Origin of the sequence: Microcoleus sp. Aus8_D2 (assembly GCF_036702665.1) — a bacterium.
GTDB lineage: Bacteria > Cyanobacteriota > Cyanobacteriia > Cyanobacteriales > Microcoleaceae > Microcoleus.
The window spans coordinates 66,277-86,876 of record NZ_JAUBUN010000026.1; the positions used below are offsets into that span (position 1 = coordinate 66,277).

19 protein-coding genes and 2 tRNA genes are annotated in these 20,600 nt (G+C 48.6%); 7 read left to right on the forward strand and 14 right to left on the reverse strand.

Annotated elements, in window-relative coordinates; translation table 11 throughout:
* Positions 1-19: 19 nt before the first annotated feature.
* From QUB64_RS20210 to QUB64_RS20225, 4 genes are all read right to left on the reverse strand, one after another.
* Positions 20-967 carry a PIN domain-containing protein gene (locus QUB64_RS20210; RefSeq protein ID WP_333272388.1) on the reverse strand — a complete coding sequence of 316 codons (948 nt, stop codon included), beginning with the start codon at positions 965-967 and terminating at the stop codon, positions 20-22.
* Between the two features lie 138 nt (positions 968-1,105).
* Positions 1,106-2,626, reverse strand: a complete 1,521-nt coding sequence (locus tag QUB64_RS20215) for a site-2 protease family protein (RefSeq protein WP_442921682.1) — start codon at positions 2,624-2,626, stop codon at positions 1,106-1,108.
* A gap of 973 nt (positions 2,627-3,599) precedes the next feature.
* A tRNA-Ser gene (locus tag QUB64_RS20220) sits at positions 3,600-3,686 on the reverse strand.
* A 60-nt stretch (positions 3,687-3,746) separates the two neighbouring features.
* Positions 3,747-6,410 carry a ComEC/Rec2 family competence protein gene (locus QUB64_RS20225; protein WP_333343214.1) on the reverse strand — a complete coding sequence of 888 codons (2,664 nt, stop codon included), beginning with the start codon at positions 6,408-6,410 and terminating at the stop codon, positions 3,747-3,749.
* 12 nt (positions 6,411-6,422) lie between these two features.
* On the opposite strand from QUB64_RS20225, the gene QUB64_RS20230 reads away from it, so the two are divergent.
* Positions 6,423-6,842 carry a hypothetical protein gene (locus tag QUB64_RS20230; protein WP_333272396.1) on the forward strand — a complete coding sequence of 140 codons (420 nt, stop codon included), beginning with the start codon at positions 6,423-6,425 and terminating at the stop codon, positions 6,840-6,842.
* A gap of 18 nt (positions 6,843-6,860) precedes the next feature.
* On the opposite strand, the gene QUB64_RS20235 is transcribed toward QUB64_RS20230, so the two are convergent.
* The 4 genes from QUB64_RS20235 to QUB64_RS20250 all read right to left on the reverse strand — a co-directional run bounded on the left by QUB64_RS20235 (position 6,861) and on the right by QUB64_RS20250 (position 10,320).
* Complete coding sequence (locus QUB64_RS20235; protein WP_293256816.1) at positions 6,861-7,340, reverse strand: DUF4079 domain-containing protein; 480 nt, start codon at positions 7,338-7,340, stop codon at positions 6,861-6,863.
* Between the two features lie 972 nt (positions 7,341-8,312).
* Positions 8,313-8,657 carry a DUF1815 family protein gene (locus QUB64_RS20240; RefSeq protein WP_333272401.1) on the reverse strand — a complete coding sequence of 115 codons (345 nt, stop codon included), beginning with the start codon at positions 8,655-8,657 and terminating at the stop codon, positions 8,313-8,315.
* Between the two features lie 317 nt (positions 8,658-8,974).
* Positions 8,975-9,706, reverse strand: a complete 732-nt coding sequence (radC, locus tag QUB64_RS20245; protein WP_333272404.1) for a RadC family protein — start codon at positions 9,704-9,706, stop codon at positions 8,975-8,977.
* Between the two features lie 311 nt (positions 9,707-10,017).
* On the reverse strand, positions 10,018-10,320 hold the full coding sequence (locus QUB64_RS20250; RefSeq protein ID WP_333272407.1) for a hypothetical protein: 303 nt from the start codon (positions 10,318-10,320) through the stop codon (positions 10,018-10,020).
* Positions 10,321-10,652: 332 nt separating this feature from the next.
* Between QUB64_RS20250 and QUB64_RS20255 the strand changes: the two genes are divergently transcribed.
* A complete protein-coding gene (locus tag QUB64_RS20255; protein WP_333272410.1) occupies positions 10,653-11,669 on the forward strand; it encodes a succinate dehydrogenase/fumarate reductase iron-sulfur subunit in 1,017 nt (338 codons plus the stop codon).
* A 95-nt stretch (positions 11,670-11,764) separates the two neighbouring features.
* Positions 11,765-11,956, forward strand: coding sequence for a chlorophyll a/b-binding protein (locus QUB64_RS20260; protein WP_333272413.1), 192 nt, complete (start codon positions 11,765-11,767; stop codon positions 11,954-11,956).
* A gap of 520 nt (positions 11,957-12,476) precedes the next feature.
* Here the strand turns inward: QUB64_RS20260 and QUB64_RS20265 are convergent.
* Entirely contained in the window at positions 12,477-13,109 is a 633-nt protein-coding gene (locus tag QUB64_RS20265) for a pre-peptidase C-terminal domain-containing protein (RefSeq protein WP_333272416.1), read from the reverse strand.
* Between the two features lie 86 nt (positions 13,110-13,195).
* On the opposite strand from QUB64_RS20265, the gene QUB64_RS20270 reads away from it, so the two are divergent.
* Positions 13,196-13,393, forward strand: coding sequence for a hypothetical protein (locus tag QUB64_RS20270; RefSeq protein ID WP_333272418.1), 198 nt, complete (start codon positions 13,196-13,198; stop codon positions 13,391-13,393).
* Here the strand turns inward: QUB64_RS20270 and QUB64_RS20275 are convergent.
* The 4 genes from QUB64_RS20275 to psbX form a co-directional block, all read right to left on the reverse strand.
* Positions 13,383-14,831, reverse strand: coding sequence for a trypsin-like peptidase domain-containing protein (locus QUB64_RS20275; protein ID WP_333272421.1), 1,449 nt, complete (start codon positions 14,829-14,831; stop codon positions 13,383-13,385). The two genes, QUB64_RS20270 and QUB64_RS20275, sit on opposite strands and share 11 nt — an antisense overlap.
* A 203-nt stretch (positions 14,832-15,034) precedes the next feature.
* Positions 15,035-16,165, reverse strand: a complete 1,131-nt coding sequence (locus QUB64_RS20280) for a redoxin domain-containing protein (RefSeq protein ID WP_333272423.1) — start codon at positions 16,163-16,165, stop codon at positions 15,035-15,037.
* Between the two features lie 450 nt (positions 16,166-16,615).
* Positions 16,616-17,428, reverse strand: a complete 813-nt coding sequence (locus tag QUB64_RS20285; RefSeq protein ID WP_333272425.1) for a Ycf66 family protein — start codon at positions 17,426-17,428, stop codon at positions 16,616-16,618.
* Between the two features lie 284 nt (positions 17,429-17,712).
* Complete coding sequence (psbX, locus tag QUB64_RS20290; RefSeq protein WP_333272427.1) at positions 17,713-17,832, reverse strand: photosystem II reaction center X protein; 120 nt, start codon at positions 17,830-17,832, stop codon at positions 17,713-17,715.
* A gap of 280 nt (positions 17,833-18,112) precedes the next feature.
* Between psbX and QUB64_RS20295 the strand changes: the two genes are divergently transcribed.
* A complete protein-coding gene (locus tag QUB64_RS20295; protein ID WP_293125989.1) occupies positions 18,113-18,397 on the forward strand; it encodes a YggT family protein in 285 nt (94 codons plus the stop codon).
* A gap of 12 nt (positions 18,398-18,409) precedes the next feature.
* On the forward strand, positions 18,410-18,547 hold the full coding sequence (locus QUB64_RS20300) for a hypothetical protein (protein WP_333394176.1): 138 nt from the start codon (positions 18,410-18,412) through the stop codon (positions 18,545-18,547).
* Between the two features lie 226 nt (positions 18,548-18,773).
* Here the strand turns inward: QUB64_RS20300 and accC are convergent, their stop codons facing one another.
* Positions 18,774-20,126, reverse strand: coding sequence for an acetyl-CoA carboxylase biotin carboxylase subunit (accC, locus tag QUB64_RS20305; RefSeq protein ID WP_333278018.1), 1,353 nt, complete (start codon positions 20,124-20,126; stop codon positions 18,774-18,776).
* 230 nt (positions 20,127-20,356) lie between these two features.
* On the opposite strand from accC, the gene QUB64_RS20310 reads away from it, so the two are divergent.
* Positions 20,357-20,440: transfer RNA gene (locus QUB64_RS20310), tRNA-Leu, on the forward strand.
* The last annotated feature ends 160 nt before the right edge of the window (positions 20,441-20,600 follow it).

The window sequence follows — 20,600 nt, forward strand, 5'->3', positions numbered from 1 at the left end:
GAATTTTTTGAACACCAGATCATTTAGGGTCGATCGACTTAACAAATTGTTGCACAGGCTTCGGTAGAGCTGGCACAAAAGTCTTTCTAAAACCATTAACATCAAACACTCGCCACAAAATACCCACCGCTACAGTCAAGAAAAATAACGCTCCCAACAGATTGAACGCACCAGACAGAAAACTACTGTCCCTTTTTTTCGGAGGCGTAATATGTTTCATGCGATATACAGCCGGCTCGTAATCTTTGGACTCCTCGCGACTGCGCACCGGCTTTTTGGCGCGCGAACTCGCACGGGGACTCCCACTCAACCCCGTTTGATTAGTTTTAGTAGAAGTGCTGGGCGACTTTAACTCAGAAGCGCCGCGCGTCGTTAACTTGCTAGCAGAAGTCGCGGTTTTCCCAACAGCAGCATTTTGAATTTTGCTGTTAGAGCGTTGAGTTGATTGGCGATCGGCGATCGTCCGCATCAAACTTTGCAATTGCTGAGTCGCCGCCGGCGGGCGTTCCCCTTTCCTCGCCCAATTTAACAGCATCGCCGCAGTAATCCCGCACAGATTCGCAGCCCCCACAGAAGCTATCCGCTTCAGCAGAGGCTGACTGTTGGACACAAAAACCACCAGTGAATCGGGGTGTTCCTGAGCTAAACCGTAAACGCACTGAGCTGTAGCTACGACTAGCATTGCTTGTGCGCTTTGATTTTTAATCGAGGGTTCTAGGCCCCGATGCGTTTCTTGAGCATCAGTCACAATCCAGCCACTGTCTGCAAAAAAGCGCATAAACTCTCTAGCCACTTGCTCTTGAGCTTTTTCTACCGCTTTCCCTGTCAGATAATCTATTTCGTCATACACTACTTCCGGGAGATAGCAACTTCCCACCTTGGCATATTCTTGCCAAACTTGGGTTCTGCCAGCCATCAAAACATCCGCATCAAAAGTTACTAATACAGGAGGAAGTTGATTAACCATAACTTTAGCCTAAATGCTCAGATCAGTGATTTTTACTTGCTAAATTAAGTTTAAACAAATTCCGAGCTTTTCAATTAGGTCAATTTAGAAATATCTGGGGTGCGCCCAAGCGCACCCAGCCCACCAATAATCTGATGATTAGTTTCCAATTCCTAAACGCCCAGCTAAAGCCGGAGTCAACGGCAACAGTACAGAAATCATCAAGAACAAAGCCAACAAACCCAAAGCTGCGCGAGCATCGTCAGGCTCAGTCAGCTCGTTGAGGCTCGGCCGCTCCAGATTCCGCTGTAAAATCAGAATCACGATCGCCCAATACAGAGCCGCCTGATTAACTAAAGAAGCGATCGCCAGCACCACAAACGTCGCCAAAGTAGCGCGACTGGCAATTTTCCGCCCGTAGATTGCTTGCACGATTCTACCCCCGTCCAACTGTCCCGCCGGCATCAAATTAATCGCCGTGATTACCAAGCCCAACCAACCGATAACTACCAGCGGGTGAACGTCAACAATCTGCTGCAGCAAGGCCGAACCCAAAACCACTTTTGCCAAAGTTCCCACCAAAACCGAACCCTTGAAATATTCTGCGGGAATTTGAAACAAACTGCCGGGGTGAGAAAGCAGCAAACCCGTTACCAGCATCAGCAGAGAAATTATTCCCCCAGCGGCTGACCCCGCAAAAGCGATGTCAAACAAAACTTGACGGTTGGGGAGCAGCGACTCAAAACGGTCGATCGCCCCAAAAGAACCTATCTGGAAAGTTGGTATAAAAAAAGGCCAACTCAAGCCAACCTTGTACCGATTTGCCAGCACTCGGCGAGCAATTTCGCCTGAGCCTAAAACCGCCCAAATTCCCGCCGCAATTGGCAGAACTTCTAGATATCTACCAGGCGAGTTAAAGAAATCGAAACCCAGCAGCAAACCGCCTGTTTCCAAGCTAGTAGCAATTGTTACCAGCAGCAGCACGACTGCGAGGATTTTTTGAGATAGGGTAGTTGGCTGCGGGTCGTTTGTGCTGGGCAAGATAATAACTACCGGCTTGTCGTCCTGATTTTCTACTAAAAACAGGCGGTAGCGATCGTTTAATCTTTCTTGCAAACTTGCCGTCAAACGCGAGTGTACTTGTTCGGGGTCTCCTCGGAGATTGCCTTTCAAGATTACCCCATCTTGATAAGGAATCGTTTCTGTGGCAAAGAAAGTATCGATCCCAAAGATGCCTTTAATTGCCTTGAGGTCGTCCACTGGAACGGGAATTATTTCTAATTCATTAGTTGCAGGCGATGTGACGATTTTAATGATTTCTTTGGCTGGTGCCGGCTGTTCGTTTGGGGCGGAGCTGCCATCACTTTGGGATTTTACCTCAGCACGACGCGACTCCAGCATTGCTTCGGCTGCGGCCTGACGCAATTGCCTGCCCAGATAAATGTACAATCCCGTGGATGCCACGAGCAGCAACAATACTGCAACTAGATTGAGGTAAATCCCGGCGGCGAACAAACTAAAGAACAGCAGCCAGGGACTCATCAGCGTCACTGACTGCAACCAAGCCAAAATTCCCAGTTTGCCAAAAGGTCTGGCGCGATAAAATCCCCAACCCAGAATTAACAGAGCAACCAATAGGAGTGCAATTGTTGCGGTATTTTCCGATGCAACGATCGGCATTCCGGTGGCTTGCGCCAATACAGGCTTTAATCGGTCGATCGCGCTGCGGTCGAGTAATAGCATTAAATTTTGGGGAATATGAAATAGAGTTGCTGGGAACATTATCCAAACCTGTCCGAAACTAGCCTGATCACAACAGAAAAAGTGCGGTATGCGGGAAGCTCAGTCTACGAAAGAGCACAGAGGAAAGCGGCTCGTGGGACTTTAGTCCCCGTGGCATTTCTGCTATAATTGTTGCTTGAGTAAGAGAACTCGACTACGTGCTGAACCATTCCTAGTAAGGTGCAATTCCTGATTTGCCTCACCCCCAGCATGACTGGAATTGGGCAAACAAGCAATAGCAGCATGGGGAGCGTACCTATCTGGCGAAAGTGTCTGAACTCTTGAAAGCAAAAAAGTAAGCGCAATACTAGCAATAGTGGAGCGTGTAGAGGCATCTTGACAATGCCTTTGGGAATCTATCGATTCTTCCAAGAATCTCAGTCTCTGAGCGAGCTGAGAGTGTCAATCAGGATAACCCCTGATGGCTAGCTGACAACCGGCGGCGGCTGTTTTAACATCGCAGGCGATCGGCTATTGACACAACAAACTTTTTACGAGCGCACATCGGCTGTGCCAAACATATACTCAAATGGGTAGCAGGACGCAGAGCTTGCAACATACCGATCGCTAACTCAATCAGAGAACTCGGCAACGGTCGGAACCGATTTGTCAAAAATAGAAGCAGCCAAGCTACTTAACCAATTGAAAGGCAAACGGAAAAAGTCGAAGACAGACTTGGCGGACGTAGAGGCGATTTTAGCGATACTGCTGTCTTGACCGATGACCCTTTCGGTGAACAAGTGAACTAAAAACAAAAAAGTGGTATATACCGCAGTGGTGCATATACCACTTTTGTATACCACTGCCTATAAAACTGCACCTGTGGCTCAGAAAGCTGATAGCGTCAAAGCCTTGTGGAGTAAGGAATGTACGGAGAGGGTGGGATTTGAACCCACGTTAAGGTTGCCCCTAAAGTAGATTTCGAGTCTACCGCATTCAACCGCTCTGCCACCTCTCCAATTGACTTGAGATGCGAGCTACAAGTATCTTACCTCACGGTGCGCCACATTGTAAATGCTTAAAGAAAAGAAGTTTGATTTTCTTCCGATTCCAGAGTCGTCTTAAATCCGCCTGTTGGCGTCCACTGAAGAGCTCCGTCGCGCCCTGTCCAGAAAATCTGGGTTTTGCTTTGGCGCAGTTGGGCAGCGGTTTCTGGGTCGATTTCGTCTGAAGATGCGATCGCCACTTGCGGCCCAACTGCGCTCAATAACTCGGCTGTCAGGGTTTTTCCCGACCACCACAGCACTTGAGCCGGCTTTAATGTTCCCGTGGCTGCCAATTTTTTTTGCGCTTCCGGTGTCATTTCACCGACAAGCAACCAAGTACGCGCGGCGAAGCTATCCCGAAGGGAATCGCCCACCAGCAATTCTACCACCGGGGTTTCCGCATCCACCAACTGCAACCGCGCCGAACCCAGATCGATTTTGCTGTTAGTTTCTAAAGGAAAGTAAACGCCGTGGCGAGATTGCACAGCCGTCATAAATTCCTGATTGCTGCCGCGGTGAATTTGTTTGGGAGCGTTATTATCATAAAATGTTTTAATTGGCAAGCGTTCTAGTAATTTTCCCCAACCGCCGCTCAAACCTAAATGACCGTGAGTGGCGATCGCAAAATTCACAGAATTAACTCCTTGCTGCTGCAAAAAAGGCAATACAGTAAACCGCACAGTATTTTCATCACCGCTATTAATTAGCGCCACTTTTCCCTGATCTTGAATCACTAAAACTGGTTCATCAGATGTCGTCGCCAGTAAAGTAACTTGAAACAAAGATGCTTGAACGTGCCAAGCTGGTAAAACTATGATACTAATTCCCGCCATCAGCGCCAGCGGTAAAATCCAAGCCGAAGAAATCCGCAGCGCAAAAACTCGGCTTTTCCCTTTCTTCCCTCTCCCCTTTCCTTGATTCTTGCCTTTTCCTAATTCCTGTTTCCCTCTTCTATCTTCCTGTTTCCCTTTTCCCTCGGACTTTTTCCTTCTATCCGTTACATCCGTTAAATCCGCTACAGAATCCGTTGCCGAACTTCCTCCCAGCCAAACCCAGCAGATTAAACTATAAAGCGCGATTAGCTGAAACACCGATACTTGACCGACAGCTACCGAATTACCTGGCAATTGCGAGAAATATTGGGCGATCGCAATTAACCCCTTCGCCGGATAGTCAAGCAGTTGCGCTAACACACTCCCAGCCGGCGGAAAAATCAATCCAGCTAAAGCGCTAACCATCCCGCCAATACTCAAAATCCACAGCAAAGGAGCCGCAATAATATTGACTAAAATGCTGTAAGGTGATACCACACTAAAAACGTAAAGTAGCAGTGGCAGCACCCAAACTGAAGCGGCGATGGGAACCACAAGAATTGAAGCGATCGCCGGAGGCATCCAGTCCAACTTTGCCATCAGCGGCGGCGCTGTCACCACTAACCCCAAAGTTGCCAAAAAACTCAGTTGAAAACCTAAATCCCAAATCCACAAAGGGTTAACTAACAGTAAAATAGTCCCAGCGATTAACAGCAATCCCAGCGGCTTAACTTCGCGACTTAGCAGCAAAGCAAATAATGTGCCAAATCCCATCAAGGCGGCGCGGCAGATTGAAGCTTCAAAGCCTGTTAATCCGACGAGCAAAAATAAAGAACCGACGCCAAAACCAAATTGTAACTGTTTGGAAAAACGCCTGGTTAAAGCTAGAACTAAACCCAAAACCATCGAAACTTGAGTGCCGGAAGCTGCGATCGCGTGTGCCAATCCAGCTTGCACAAAAGAGTCGCGGATGTTGTAAGGTAAATCAACTGCTTGTTTGCCCAGGGCGATCGCACTGATCAGCGGCCCAGAGGGAACATTTAACTGCGATAGTTGCGATCGCACAATCCGCATCCGCATCGCTTGAATTGGCGACGGCTGCATCCCGGTTGACTCCCAGAAAGCAGCCGTGTTGCTGTTAAGTCGATTGACATCGGCGATCGCATTTTCTCTCTTCCAGTCAATCTGACGCCCTTTGAGCCCTGCAAAAGCCCCTTGTCCGGCTAAATATGCTTGAAAATCAAAAGCCCCTGGATTCGACGGCGGCTGTGGTTTGTACAACGATCCCACAACTGCGATCGTATTGTCGGCGTACAAGCCCGTTGCTTGCAGCAGGGGAACTGTAACGTAGAGTTTGCCGGATACTGGGCGGTTGACGACTACTCCTCCTTCGCCGCCGTTGATTTCGCTAACTACATCTGTGTCTAGCCAAAATTGCGATCGACCACTTCGAGTTAATCGGGGCGTACTAGCCAGTCTACCGCGAACTGTCACCGCCACTTCTTGAGTGTTTCCGCCAACGGGAATCAGTTTGCTGATGTCATTCATTGCCGGTTGGGGCGATCGAACTGCAAAATAAACACTAGCTAGAAATGCCAGCAAACCTGCCACAGCCCACACCCATTTTGCTCTCGGCAGCCTCTCCCACCAGCTCAATTCTTCCCTCGTCTCTAAGGGTTCTTCAATAGAATCTTTTTTGGTTCGGCTGCGTCTTTTCTTAGTATTTTTGAGAGAATTCCTAGTATACCTTAATAACAATTTCGGTACGGCGAACGCGACCGCTATTCCCAAAGCAAGTATCCCATATCTACCCCAGGAAAACCCTGTAGAAATCAATCCTACAATGTAGGCAAGACAGAAAATGACACCCGTTGCTTGATTCATTAATTAGCAAGTATGGAAGAAGTCATTGGGAATGGGGCATGGGGCATGGGGCATGGGCCGCATTGGCCGCATTGGCCGCATTGGCCGCATTGGCCGCATTGGCCGCATTGGCCGCATTGGCCGCATTGGCCGCATTGGCAAAACAGGGCATTGGCAAAACAGGGCATGGAAGAAGTCATTAGTCATTGGGCATTGGCAAAACAGGCCGCATTGGCAAAACAGGCCGCATTGGCAAAACAGGGCATTGGCAAAACAGGCAAAACAAGGCATTGGGCAGAATCAAGAAAAGCCATGGTTAGCGCAATTAATACGGCAGATTCCACGTTGATGAAGTACACCGTCAGAGCGATCGCTCCCGTTAGGGAAACGGCACTGCCGTGTCCTCTATCTGTGCACCGACCTACTTACCTGGAATCTGCTGTATCTCAATGAAAAAAGACTGGTACTACATTAAATCGACAAACCCAATTTTAAACCGAAAGCAGCGTGCAGCACCATCAGTGCTAAAGCCGTCGTGCCCAAATAAGCGTGAACCGCGCGCAGTGCCAGCTTATTGCCTCCAAAACCCGTCAGCGAAATCAAGCTTCCAGCAGCCAGCAAAACCAGCACTCCCGAACCCGTCCAAAAATGCGGGCTTTCCATAACAGGCTTGTGCTGCATTACCAGCGACAGCAAGCCGCCTGTATAGCCTAAAGCTAGAAACAGAAACATCCACGGTGCTAGCTTGCGGTGATCCGATCGACTTTTGAGCGCAACATCCTTATCGGCGGCCAAACGTCCCTGCCATCCTGTATACCCGACAAAACTGCCCATCGCCACAACCACAATCCCCATCATGACAGGATGTCCCCAATGGGTAATCGGTTCGGGAATTCCCAGGCTGCGAAATTGACTGGCGATGGGTTCTAGAAGTTCGCTTACATTGACCATTTGATTTTGATTCCCAGCTTGGCGATAAATATTTTTGGACTAATTATTAAGATATTATAAAATATTTAGTGTAGCAACTGCGATCGCCCACTTCAAACAACAATTTAACCAGACTGCAACCGCGCCCGAAGGTGAGGACGTTCTCGAATTGCTAAAACATGAGCTTTTATTGCTTCTGGCTTCTGACGGCCCGACGGCCCGACGGCCCGACGGCCCGACGGCCCGACGGCCCGACGGCAGGAGTTTTGCTATAAAGCCAAACATTGCCAAAAAGCCTATATTTACACAAAACTTAGCCGGCTAAAGCCGGCTGTGAGATTTTTACAGCAGCGATGCTGTTTCAAGTTAATTATTAGCCTTATCCGCTAAATCGACAAGCAAAAATAAACGCAATTCGCCCGCACGTCACACCCCGGGGTGGCTTTTCACCCAATCTTCACAGCCTCATCCTCACTCTGGATGTTAAATTTTACCTGCCTACTCAAAGTTAATTTAAATTCCTTGACTTTTGAATGCCAAAGTGGGAAATTAACATCGTAGCCGACGAGCAGTCGCACTTCTAGATTTTGCCAATCGCTCTCAAGGGAGAATCAACTGCTGCAAAAAAACTAGAGGTTCCAAGTTTGAGACTTCTTCCATAAACTATGCAGTCAGCCCGGGCGGACTTCGATCGACTGAGTGCTAAACTGAGCGCATAAAGGCACTCTGAAAGCATCCTTGTCTATTGAGCTGCCATCGCTGTGCCACCTGTGAATCCTCTCAACTAACAAAGCTGGGGATTCGGTTGTAGCAGACAAGCACCGACCACCCAAAAACGGATACAAGCCTCCGACTTAAGTGGTGAAGAGATCAAAATTTTAGACTCGTGTTCCTGCTCCCAGATTAATCTGTGGAGTGAATCTCAAATCGAAAAATGGAAAATCTCAAATCGACTGACTTTCGCGCTTAGCCTGCCTCGGAACCGTGCAATCGTTAAACTCGCTGCGCCGTCGCTACAGTAGCTTCCGAAGGTTGGATGTGGTACTTTACGAGATTTGCCAGTTCTTGTAACTGACTAATCGCTTCTGCACCTTCTAGTTTCATCAGTTCGCGGTCGTCCCGCATCTCAGTCCAAGTGATACCGTAATCTGACACTAAAAATCGAATCAGATGGTTGTCCGTCAAACTGACCATAAATGAGGCACTGTTCATCTGACCCCCGCAAGTGTAGCAGGATGCCAGATAACCTCGATGCTCTAGCACGATCGCCAAAGCTTGGAGGTTCATTACCAAATCTTGGACGAATTTACGGTGTTGTTCTGCAAGTCTCAGAAACACAGTTTTCCTCCTATCACCACACCGTGTATTTTACACCCAATTTAATAATTTCTTAAGCATTGGGCTTTTAGGTGTTGGTTCAGTATAAGTTTAGTATGCTGAAAAAAAATCGAATTAGCGACCTCTTCAGCCTACTTATACTAGATTAACCGAGTTGCGATCGAAACTAAGTATCAGCAGCGACATTCAGCCAAAACACGCTGTCATCCGGGACTCCAGCCCCCCAAATCTCCTGCTGTGACGGCTGATTCAGGCGTCGGATAGCCCAAAGATACAAATAACTAATGATAGCAATCGAGTTAGTTAAGTATAATAGTTCAATCGCCCTGAGGATACTCTTCCCAAAGCGTAGTCGTCTGCCGCAAGCTCCGAAAATCGCCATTTCCTAAAATCAAGTGATCGAGCAGCGGAATCGACAAAAACTGTGCTCCCGCCAGCAACTGCCGCGTCAAAGCAATATCCTCCGGGCTCGGCTCTACACTCCCGGAGGGGTGATTGTGCGAGATAATCGCCCGCGTCGCCCCAAGGCGGATCACCTCCCGAAAAATATCCCTGGGGTGAGCTAAAGTTTCGGTAGCTGTGCCGATCGTAATTACCTGAGTTCCCAGCAGCCGATTTTTCACATCCAGCAGCACCACAGCAAAACGTTCCTGAGACTGCCACATCAAATCCTGACTCAGAGCATCCGCAGCAGCTTGCGGAGAGTCAACCACCGCCATGTCCGGCGGCCGCGACTGAAATACCCGCTTCCCCAACTCCACCGCAGCCAAAATCGAAGTAGCCTTCGCAGGGCCGATCCCGTGAATCTGCGTCAACTCCTGCACGCTAATGCTGCGCAGCACACCCAGAGGGTCACGGGAATGCAAGCTCAACTGATTTAAAATATATTGTCCGAGTCCGACGGCCGAAAGTTTGCCTTTTCCCTGACCGGTACCGAGCAGAATCGCAATCAATTCCGCAGTCGCCAAACTTTTCGGGCCGCCGGCCATCAGCCGTTCCCGCGGCCGTTCACTCGTTGGCAAATCGACAATTCTCAAGCTGTAAGTCATGGATGCACTCTTTACCGCAAGCTCAACAGTTACACGATCTTAGCCGATCGATTTCCCTGTTCAAATCAGTACGATCACCCAAAAAAGCCAACGGATTAACCGAGGCTTTGGGCGCGTGCAAATCTAAGGTATAGCGGTTCGATCGCGTGGTGAGGTATGCCCACGGAGGCCACGGAGGCCACGGAGGCCACGGAGGCCACGGAGGCCACGGAGGCCAGTCGTACCTCATCTTTCTGAGAACCGCTATAGCGTTTCACAAGCGATCGAGTCTCGATCGAGATCGAGCGCCAATTCCCTGCCGGGATATGCCTCTAACAGGTAAAATTGCTGGTAACTGCGCCATTCGAGCCTGGTGCGCGCGCAGCACCCGCTCGTTCAGTGCAAAGGTGCACGCTAAATTCTGGCCGTTCTGTTGAGGCAATCCGCCCCGAGGAGATAGGCTGCGGCGGTTTAGGTGCTGCGATGCCAACCAATACAAACGAAGCCACCATCAAGACGCCGTAAACAGCGACAGATAGCTTGCGAGTTCCCAGTCCCACCCATTGAGGATTTACCAAACCCAGACAAAACGCTGGCGTTGAAAACATGAAAGTTAAAACAAACAAGCTGGACATCAGGCACCTCCGACTGGCAAACTGCACCGATCGATCGATTACTTGTCTCTCCAATTATCAGCTAAAAAATCCGCTTTAAAAGTTGCGATTAAGGATTTATAACTTGAGGATTATTGCTGTTTATCAAACAATCATAAAAATTGTTTAATCTACTACTTAAGGTAGTTGTTAAAAACTAATATAGCGGTTCTCAAAAAAGTGAGGATAGCCCTATGCCCTATGCCCTATGCCCTATGCCCTATAGTACCTCATATGAGAGATCGAAAGGCTATAGCTTTTTATATAAGCCGAAAATCTAGCTTAAAATAGAAACTAAATTCTTCACTCAAAATATGCAAGTCCGCTTTAACGTAGTCCGCCAAAATCAAAACGAGGCTCCCCGCGTTCACACTTACACCCTAGACGTGGAAGAAAGCAATACCATCCTAGACTGCCTCAACAGCATCAAGTGGGAACACGACGGCACTTTAGCTTTTCGCAAAAATTGCCGCAATACAATTTGCGGCAGTTGTTCGATGCGAATTAACGGGCGATCGGCCTTAGCTTGCAAAGAAAATGTCGGTAGCGAACTCGCAAGATTGCAAAAAATAGCCCATTCGAGTTCAGCAGAACAGCCTGCTGATTTCATCCCAGAAATTACCGTCGCCCCCATGGGAAATATGCCAGTCATCAAAGATTTGGTTGTTGATATGACCAGTTTTTGGGATAACCTAGAAGCTGTTGAACCTTATGTTAGCACCGCCTCGCGAGCAATTCCCGAACGGGAATTTCTGCAAACTCCCGAAGAGCGATCGAAACTCGACCAAACCGGCAACTGCATCCTCTGCGGCGCGTGCTATTCTGAGTGCAACGCCCGGGAAGTTAACCCGGAATTTGTCGGCCCCCACGCCCTCGCCAAAGCTTACCGCACGATCGCCGATTCCCGCGATAGCGAAACCGAAAATCGGCTCGAAAAATACAACGAAGGTACCGCAGGCGTCTGGGGCTGCACCCGGTGTTACTACTGCAACTCGGTTTGTCCGATGGAAGTTGCGCCGATGGATCAAATTGGTAAGATTAAACAGGAGATTCTCGATCGCAAAGACGACCAAGCCAGTCGATCGATCCGCCACCGCAAAGTCTTGATCGAGCTCGTCAAAGAAGGCGGCTGGATAGACGAGCGCAAATTTGGCATCGAAGTAGTCGGAAACTACTTCCGCGACGTTCAAGGTTTGCTGAGTCTGGGCCCGTTGGGTTTGAGAATGATCGCCCGCGGCAAATTCCCGCTGTCTTTTGAGGCTTCAGAATGTACCGAAACCGTGCGAAATCTGATCGAATCGGTGCAAAGTTTAGAAAAGTCGGCAGATTAGCGATCGGCTGTCATTTTCCTTGTAAATTAGAAGTTGTGCGATCGCAAAGCTTCCCAAAAAATCCTTACTCAAAACTCGCAACTCAAAACTTGTAAATGACTGCTAAAACTCCTCCATCCCCAAAACCGACAACCCCAAATACCCCAAAACCAGCAGAACCAGCCTTTGGCTGGAATGCCTACGCCGAACAAATCAACGGACGATTTGCGATGGTGGGATTCGTGGGACTTTTGCTGCTAGAATTTTTCACCCGCCAGGATTTTTTCACCTGGCTGGGCCTGCGTTAAATTCAGAATAACTCGGTGGATAGCCACTGATTGCGTAATATCATGTCTCCTCAAACAACACAATAAAATTGGTTTGATCGTTTGGAATGCGAGTCCTCAGATCATCAGGACTCGCATTCCGAACGCTCAAAAACCTCGCTCCCGGTAATTTACCAGACATGATATAAATCAATAGAGTTCACGATCGACCGCTCCCCCCTTAACTTGCCCCCTACTCCCCCGAATCAAGGGGGAAGAATGCTCTTAAAGTCCCCGCAACGATGCGGGGGAGTAGGGGGTATGCGAGGGGGATCTCCAAGCATAAAGAGTATTAACCCAAGCGTATTGTGCTATATAAATCCTCTTCATAACAAAAGCTGGTTAAAAAATAGATAATTATCCATTTTTCACCAGCATCCCAGCTTGTCACAAGCGGAAATCGAGTTAAGTTGTTGGAGATAATTTAACCTGTACTTGTCAGGCAGGGCAAGCAACCCGCCACTCAAGGAATTATAGAAATAGATCCTCGATTTCGGGCCAATTAATTTCCAGTTACTTCACGGACTGTCAAACTGTACTTCCCTCTACCTTTTGGAGGTGGATCGTAAGCATTGACAATGACGCGGTAGCGACCGCTAGCAGACAAGGTAACAGTCAGCTCAGAATTGGAATTTTGCTGCGTGACGTCATCATTTTCTCCAAGTAGTTCGCCCTGGGAGTTAAGAATAGCGAGATAAGTATCAAACTCGGTACTTTCTACGGTAACAACCACTTTCTGACCCTGAGTGCCTTCAAAGGTATACTCGTCGTACAAACTGCTGTCCGAGGGGAGTACAGAAGACTTAGCAGGGGTGAGTTCTCCATTTTGCTCTAAAATGACCTTAGACGAGCCCCCAGCAGGACTCGGCGCAGGTTGTACAGTTGGGGTCTGAGTTGGCGAACTCTGTGGTGATGGCGACGGAGATGGCGACGGCTTGGGGCTTGCTTGAGCTAAAATACCTTTGCCAGCATGACTCGCATCATGTGAATTTTTAGGAAATTCTGCTGAAATTAGGGTGGAACTGCTGTTAGTAACTCCACTTGAATTTGACAGGGTAACCGAGAAAGTCGGCTTGCTAGAAAAAGTGGCTAGGAGAGCAATTGGCGCGAGCGCCCAAAATCTAACTTGACGCATGAATTACCTCGATTTGCAACGAAGGAAGAGTTGACAGTTGACCTGTGACAATTGACCTGTGTCAGTTGACCTGTGACAGTTGACCTGTGTCAGTTGACCTGTGTCAGTTGACAGTTGGGGCGGTGCCAAGAGTGCCCGCCCTCTCTCAGTTAACAGTTGACAGTTCTCAGTTAACATTTGTCATTGGAAGCAATTACCAATTACCAATTACCAATTCCAAATTCCCAATTCCCAATTCCCAATTACCCATTCCCAATTACCAATTACCAATTTTCAACGGATAGTTAGACTGTAACGACCCCGACCTGAAGCATCGTAAGCATTAACAATCACGCGGTAGCGACCCGTAGCGGGCAAAGTAAGACTCAGAAACGCATTTTTAGTCGAATCGCTCGCATCGTCATTTTCTGACACTAATCGGCCGTTAGGGCCAAAGATAGCCACGTAGGGATCGAAATCTGTACTTTCGAGGGAAATTGTTACAGACTGACCCGATCGACCTTCAAAAGTATACTCGCGATACAGACTGTTATCAGAGGGCAATACCGGGCCACCTGCGACTAAAGCGCCTTCTTCTTGCAAAATCGCCCGAGAAGGCTGGGTAGGAGCACTCGCTTTCAGTTCTAACGTATAAGCCCCCGACTGCCTAGCTTCGTTGGAATTTGCCAGTAACGTGTAAGTGCCATCTGCTGGCAGCCTGACTGTAATTCTGGCGTTTTTACTGCCCGCTCCGTTATCATCTTGGGCGATTTCCCGCTGGTTGGGCCCGAGCAAAATTAAATAAGGGTCAATCTCTTGACTTTTCATTTCTATTGTGATTTCCTGGCCTGCTCTTCCCTCAAAGGAGTAGAGGTCAAAAAAGCTGTTGTCTGCGGGCAGAACGCCAGACTTGTCGGTAAGTTTGCCAGTGACGGCGGGCCCGTTTAACGCAACTTTTTGAGGTGATTTGTTGCCAAAGGGCGATCGCCTTTGGGCAACGCGGGGAGCTCGTCCTTCTCGCACCGCTGTCAGGAAAGCGGGCACTTTGTCTACTGAAATTGCAAAACCGATACCGATATTGCCTCCGCCCTGACCGCGAGTAAAAATAGAAGTATTGACGCCGATTAATTCTCCAGAACTGTTGAGCAGCGGGCCTCCTGAATTGCCGGGATTGATGGCGGCGTCGGTTTGAATTAAGCCCCCCTGCGGGTCGATGCGGCTGACGATTCCGACTGTAAAAGTACCTTGAAATCGACCGAAAGGATTGCCGATCGCAAATGCTTGTTGTCCGACTTTCACCGAACCGGGACGGGCTAAAGGAATTGTGGGTAAATTGTTTTGATCGCGAATCTTCACCACGGCTAAGTCTAAACCTTCTTCCCCGAATCCGACCACATCGGCGACAAGTTTTCTGCCGTCTGACAGAATTATATTTACGGTACCGCCTGCTGAAACAACGTGGGCGTTGGTTAACACCATGCCGTCGGGGCTGATAATTGTGCCGCTACCGTTAGATTTACCCGTATCGATGCTAACAACCGCCGGACTGGCTTTTTCGTAGACTCGAATATTGGTTTGTTCTTCGGCATTTTCGGCGATCGCACCTGGGGAACGCACCGAGTTAAATTCCGTTAAATTTGCCTCCGGCCGCCCCGGGGGCACCTTAACAACCGCAGCAGCGCTGGCTGCAACCCCAACAGTTAAAATTCCTGATACCGCTAAACTTAGAAGTTTGAAATTCATAATCGTGAATTAGTATTTTTTAACTATCAGCAGGTAGCAGTTAGGTTTTCGGGCTAACTGCTAACTACCGCCTGTAATTATTTTAGGACTTGCGCAAGGGTAGTCAAAATTTTAGCTTGAGATTGCTTCGAGATTTCTTGGCGGCTGGGTTTTGAAAGAATTGGTCGATCTCCTGGGCCAGTTTTTTTGTTGGTAAACTACGATTATCCAGCAGTTTCGGCAATTCTAGAATCCTGCGGGCGATCGGCGACATACTTAAAATTAGCGTCCCGCACCAAAGCATCCTCATCGTCGTAAAAAAAGGACAGCAAAGCAAAACGCTGCCCGCTAATCATCGCCGTCGCTTCATGCAGCAGAGAACACGAAAAAATAATCGCCGTGCCAGAATCCCCTTTATAAGCGTGCGGTGCGTACTCCGGGAACCGCAAAAATCCCCCCGTGTACTCGCCCACATTCAAGTTCAAAGTCATCGCAAACCTGCGGTGCAGCGTACCTTTGCTCGTATTGTCGCGGTGCGCCTGAAAATAACCGCCGCTTTGAGCATCGTAACAAGCTATCAAATACCGTTCAAACCTGGTGATTGTAAATTGGAAAGCTTTTTCTACTTCCGGCACCACCCTGCGCAGAATAATCGCACTCAATTGTCGCTGCAAATTCTCGTCTTTAATAAAATAATCTCGGCGTTTCTTGAAATTCTCGTCGTCAATGCCAACAGTTTTCCCATCTATTTGCCTCATAAAACCTGAGGGGCTGCCGCCGTCAGCTTTGTATATATCGATCAAACTGCGGCAAAATTCTTTGTCCAAAACGTTAGGAATTACCAACACCGGGGCGTGCCGAGTCGCGGGTCTGGGTTCCTCAATTGGGGGCAAAGTTTTGATAAAATCAAATACTTGCTGGGGGTGTTGGTCGCTTTCACCCATCGGTAAAATGTTAATTACCTGAAGATTTTCGTTGAGAACAAAAGTTTGGGGTGCATAGTGAACTCCGGTAAATCCATTTTGTTCGACATCTCGGCAAACACCGTACTGCTGGCTGACTTTTTTGTCGAAGTCCCAGAAAAAGATGAATGACGGAGCAATTGTTGTCGCTCTGTTTTGTTCTTTGTCTGCTGCATCTATGCTCACTCCAAACAGCGGTACTTGCAAAGTCTTGAATTCTTCTGAAAGCTCTTGAAACTTTTTGAGCATAGCTTGGATTTGTTCAAAACCTGCGCTGGCAAAGAAAAACAGCACGACTCGCCGACCGGCAGCCATCGAGAAATGAAATAAGGGGTTATTTGTCGAAGCAATGGAAAACCAAGGCGCCGGATCTCCTATTTCTAGTAATGGCATATTGCTGATTTGAGATTTGAGATTTGAGATTTGAGACTATTGTACTTTTGGTTGGTTCCGCAGGTTGTATTTTCTGCGATCGCACAGGTTCGTAGTAAGGACTTTAGTCCGAAAAAATTCTTCAGGTTCGTAGTGAGAACTTGAATCCGCAAAAACCACAATAGGTTTGTAGTGAGGACTTTAGTCCGCAATCAGAAGGACTAAAGTCCTCACTACGAACCTGACAAGGGTTATTTTATAGGCATACTATTAAATATATTTAAATAGTTTTTTTATTAGCTTTTATTGGTATTTTGTATTTTACTTCAGTGAGCTGCCTTTGAAATCTTATTTTATAGTTATTTAAACATTCTAATATCTGAGAATAAGTAGATGGTCATCAAACGGAACTTGATTTTTTGCCTTGCTGGCGGGAGAAATGTTTAGTTTCACCCACCTACTTATCTTTGCCTATTTGTCGAAATTGGGGGAACTATCCGGTTGGTCTTCCGGGTATTCCACTGGTCGATACTCCACGTAGTCTGACGGTGGTGCTTCCACGTCGCGGTTGCTGGGGCGAGACCTGGATGCTTCCGCAGGACGGGGTTTTTTGGTTCTCGGCGGCGCGTCTGAACTGCGGTTTTCCGAAGTTGGGGGGCGGTTGCTGCGGCTGCGGGCCGGTCTTTCTTCGGGGTTGTCTGAAACGTCCCAGTTGTCAGAGCCTTGGGCTGGCGGGGCTTCTGGGCGGGCTGGACGTTTGCGCGAGGGCGATCGATCGATCGACTCTCTAGATGTGTTAGCGCTACCGTTACGATTCGACGCAGGACGGCGGCGGGGCTCATCGTCGTAGGCTTCGCGCGAGGAACGATTGTCTTGACTACCTCTAATCCGGGGACGCTGGGGGTAGTCTTCCTCTGGTTCTATCTGGTCGAAATCGTTATCGTAGCCGTCGTAAGCGTAGGCGTTGCTGACAGGTCGCTCTTCATCTACGTATTGGGAGCGACTTTTAGCTTGGGCTGTGGTCGCGCCGCGCAGTTTAATGCTTTCGGCTGCAAAAAATATGGCGGAACCTGCAAGCAGAAATTGACCGAATGCCAGAATAGGGTCAAGCCGCCATCCTTGAAATAACAGAATACCGCCACACAGCAAGCCGACTGCTGCGAAAAAAATATCGTGGTCTCGGGCTAGTTTGGGACGCCACGATCGCAGAAAGTACAGTCCTGCCCCTGCTACTGCTAGGATGATCCCTAACAGGCTGCTCAAGTTCAATCCTAAATTGACCATTAGCCTATCTCCTATGTCTTTCCTATGTTAGCGAGTTAGATTTTACATCTATCAATAAGTCTGTTATCCCGACTGTGCTTTCACAGGGCAGCGTCCGGTCAGGCTTTCAGAAAAGGGAAGCGCACCTTATAATAATGAGTTTAACGGGAAAAAACCTCAGCAGAGCCGTCAACCGAAGGTTTTGCCTTCACAGTTGCTGGTAGCCGAGGTTTCGCAAGCGGGGAAATGCCCGACGTTTAGCCCAAAATTGACTCGCGCGCCGGACTTAGAAATCCGCCGATTTTTTAGGTGCGCTTGATTTTGTCTTTTTGGCTGATAAAGATCAGGGCGATGGTTGCTGGAATCACTACTACCGAAACGCCCACCAGCAGGCTGTACAAAAAGTTCGCGAGTGAAGGAGTCATAAATTCAAGACCTTTGTTACAACAATTTGATTTTTATTAATTTTATCAGCAGTCAGTTCTCAGGGAGAAGTTCGGCAACGGATTTTGCAATGGATGTGGTCGCAGAAGCAATATTTTTACCCTCGAAAACTCGAAGCCTCGCACCCTCAAACCCTCTAACTCTTTCCATCCGGGCGGTGGGAGCGCAAAAATTCTGCTAATTCTGTTCGATCGCACCCGTGAAACGGTTAAAATTATGAAAGGTTGACTTAACAAAACTTAAGATTTCGAGATAAGACCCATGACTGGTATTACCGTTGCAAGTTGGATTCTGGGCTCTGTTCTAGTGTTGATGACTTTGCTATTTATTTTTCGGATCGTTCTGACTTGGTATCCCGAGGTGAACCTCAGCAAGTTGCCGTTGAGTCTGATTGCTTGGCCGACGGAACCTTTTTTAGCCGTAACTAGAAAGATTGTACCGCCGATCGGCGGAGTGGACATTACACCGATTATTTGGGTCGGTATCTGTAGCTTGCTGCGGGAAATGATGCTCGGCCAGCAAGGCATCTTGACGATGATGATGTAAGAGTCAGTGGGCATGGGGCATTGGGCATGGGGCATTGGGCATTGGTCATTGGTCATTGGTCATTGGTCATTGGTCATTGGTCATTGGTCATTGGTCATTGGTCATTGGTCATTGGTCATTGGTCATTGGTCAATAGTCATTGGTAATTAGTAGATGTTTATTGCCAGTTGGCGATCGCACTCGAGGGGGCTAGAAACCGGGTTTTTTACCCGATCTGCGGGTTTTAGCGCATCTTTTGCAGAAAAAACCCGGTTTCTCGACACCCGTGCGTCCCAGACTAAAGTGATGACGGATGACGGATGACGGATGACTAATGACTAATGACTAATGACTAATGACTAATGACTAATGACTAATGACTAATGACTAATGACTACTAACCGTTTTGGTTCATGAACTGTTCCACGAAATTCGTGTAAACCTCGCCACTGAGAAATTCGGGGCTATCGAGGATTTTTTGGTGGAAGCTGAGGGTAGTGGGGACGCCGGTGATGGCGCATTCCCGCAAGGCCCGTTTCATCCTGCGGATGGCGGTAGGTCGATCGCGCCCCCAGACAATTACTTTACCGATTAAAGAATCGTAGTAAGCAGGTATTTCGTAATCAGTGTAAACGTGAGAGTCCATCCGCACCCCGGGGCCGCCGGGAGGCAAATAACCGCTGATTCTGCCGGGGTGTGGCCGGAAATTGCGATCGGGATCTTCAGCATTGATCCGGCACTCAATGGCGTGCCCGCTGAGAATCACTTGGTTTTGCTTGATTTGCAGTTTTTCGCCTTGGGCGATGCGAATTTGTTCGGCTATCAAATCCATGCCTGTAATCATCTCCGTCACGGGATGTTCCACTTGAATCCGGGTGTTCATTTCCATGAAGTAGAACTTGCCCGATTTGTCAAGCAAAAATTCGACAGTACCAGCACCAGTGTAGTTGATGGCTTTGGCTGCGGCGACGGCGGCGTGACCCATTTGATCTCGGAGTTTCTGGGTGAGGGCGGGACTCGGCGCTTCTTCCAGGAGTTTTTGGTGTCGGCGCTGAATCGAACAGTCTCTCTCGCCGAGGTGGATGACGTTACCGTAGTTGTCGGCGAGGATTTGGATTTCGATGTGGCGGGGCTTTTCGATGAATTTTTCGAGGTAAACTCCGGGGTTTCCGAATGCTGCATCGGCTTCGCCTTGGGCTGCATGAAAGAGTTTGGGGAGTTCGGATGCTTCTCTGACTAGCCTCATGCCGCGGCCTCCTCCGCCGGCGGTGGCTTTGACCATCACAGGATAGCCGATGTCGCGGGCGATCGACAAAGCCTCATCTTCGTCTGCCAGCAATCCGCCGCTACCGGGAACTGTGGGGACTTTCACCCGCTGCATGGTTTCTTTGGCGGTGGATTTGTCGCCCATCGCCCGCATGGCTGCCGGAGACGGGCCGATGAAAGTAATTTGATGGTCGGCGCAGATTTCGGCAAATCGGGCGTTTTCGGCGAGGAAGCCGTAACCGGGGTGAATGGCTGCGGCGTTGCGCGTCAGGGCTGCCGAGATGATGTTAGGGATGTTTAAATAGCTTTTGCTGCTGGTGGGGGGGCCGATGCAAACGGCTTCGTCAGCCAACTGGACGTGCAGGGCCTGTTTGTCTACGGTGGAGTGAACGGCGACCGTGGCAATCCCCATTTCCTCGCACGTGCGCAGTATGCGGAGGGCGATTTCCCCCCGATTAGCGATTAAAATTTTCGAGAACCCCATCTTCGCTGCTTAATTCACTCAATATTCTGTACAATAATGCCTTTCGGTATGTTCTGGATAATCGTTTTTCAGAAATTGTTCACAAAAATTTATTTTACATTTTGCTGGTAGTTGTGCTATCGTTGGAAATCGGCGGTGCAAAAGGAACAGTCGGAAGTTCAGGGTCACAGATTTCACAGGCGTGAATCTTTAACTCGCAACCCAAAACTCCCGGAGACTTGCCAGAAAGAGCGGATGTGGCGGAATTGGTATACGCGCACGCTTGAGGTGCGTGTGGCATTATGTCCTTGCGAGTTCGAGTCTCGCCATCCGCATTGAATATATAAAACAACTGTTGATAGCTTTTGCTGTTAGCAGTTGTTTTATTTTTGATTTTGATTGTAGGTGGCGAGAAACCGGGTTTTTGCGACAGACTTTGTTACTGTCGGTAGAAATCATAAAAACCCGGTTTCTTCGATCGCGCGCGGGCGGCCA

Coding starts and splice junctions, on each gene's coding strand:
- QUB64_RS20210 (WP_333272388.1), bottom strand. CDS start 967: ATGGTTAATCAACTTCCTCCTGTATTAGTAACTTTTGATGCGGATGTT.
- QUB64_RS20215 (WP_442921682.1), bottom strand. CDS start 2,626: ATGCCGATCGTTGCATCGGAAAATACCGCAACAATTGCACTCCTATTG.
- QUB64_RS20225 (WP_333343214.1), bottom strand. CDS start 6,410: ATGAATCAAGCAACGGGTGTCATTTTCTGTCTTGCCTACATTGTAGGA.
- QUB64_RS20230 (WP_333272396.1), top strand. CDS start 6,423: ATGGAAGAAGTCATTGGGAATGGGGCATGGGGCATGGGGCATGGGCCG.
- QUB64_RS20235 (WP_293256816.1), bottom strand. CDS start 7,340: ATGGTCAATGTAAGCGAACTTCTAGAACCCATCGCCAGTCAATTTCGC.
- radC (WP_333272404.1), bottom strand. CDS start 9,706: ATGACTTACAGCTTGAGAATTGTCGATTTGCCAACGAGTGAACGGCCG.
- QUB64_RS20250 (WP_333272407.1), bottom strand. CDS start 10,320: ATGTCCAGCTTGTTTGTTTTAACTTTCATGTTTTCAACGCCAGCGTTT.
- QUB64_RS20255 (WP_333272410.1), top strand. CDS start 10,653: ATGCAAGTCCGCTTTAACGTAGTCCGCCAAAATCAAAACGAGGCTCCC.
- QUB64_RS20260 (WP_333272413.1), top strand. CDS start 11,765: ATGACTGCTAAAACTCCTCCATCCCCAAAACCGACAACCCCAAATACC.
- QUB64_RS20265 (WP_333272416.1), bottom strand. CDS start 13,109: ATGCGTCAAGTTAGATTTTGGGCGCTCGCGCCAATTGCTCTCCTAGCC.
- QUB64_RS20275 (WP_333272421.1), bottom strand. CDS start 14,831: ATGAATTTCAAACTTCTAAGTTTAGCGGTATCAGGAATTTTAACTGTT.
- QUB64_RS20280 (WP_333272423.1), bottom strand. CDS start 16,165: ATGCCATTACTAGAAATAGGAGATCCGGCGCCTTGGTTTTCCATTGCT.
- QUB64_RS20285 (WP_333272425.1), bottom strand. CDS start 17,428: ATGGTCAATTTAGGATTGAACTTGAGCAGCCTGTTAGGGATCATCCTA.
- psbX (WP_333272427.1), bottom strand. CDS start 17,832: ATGACTCCTTCACTCGCGAACTTTTTGTACAGCCTGCTGGTGGGCGTT.
- QUB64_RS20295 (WP_293125989.1), top strand. CDS start 18,113: ATGACTGGTATTACCGTTGCAAGTTGGATTCTGGGCTCTGTTCTAGTG.
- QUB64_RS20300 (WP_333394176.1), top strand. CDS start 18,410: ATGGGGCATTGGGCATGGGGCATTGGGCATTGGTCATTGGTCATTGGT.
- accC (WP_333278018.1), bottom strand. CDS start 20,126: ATGGGGTTCTCGAAAATTTTAATCGCTAATCGGGGGGAAATCGCCCTC.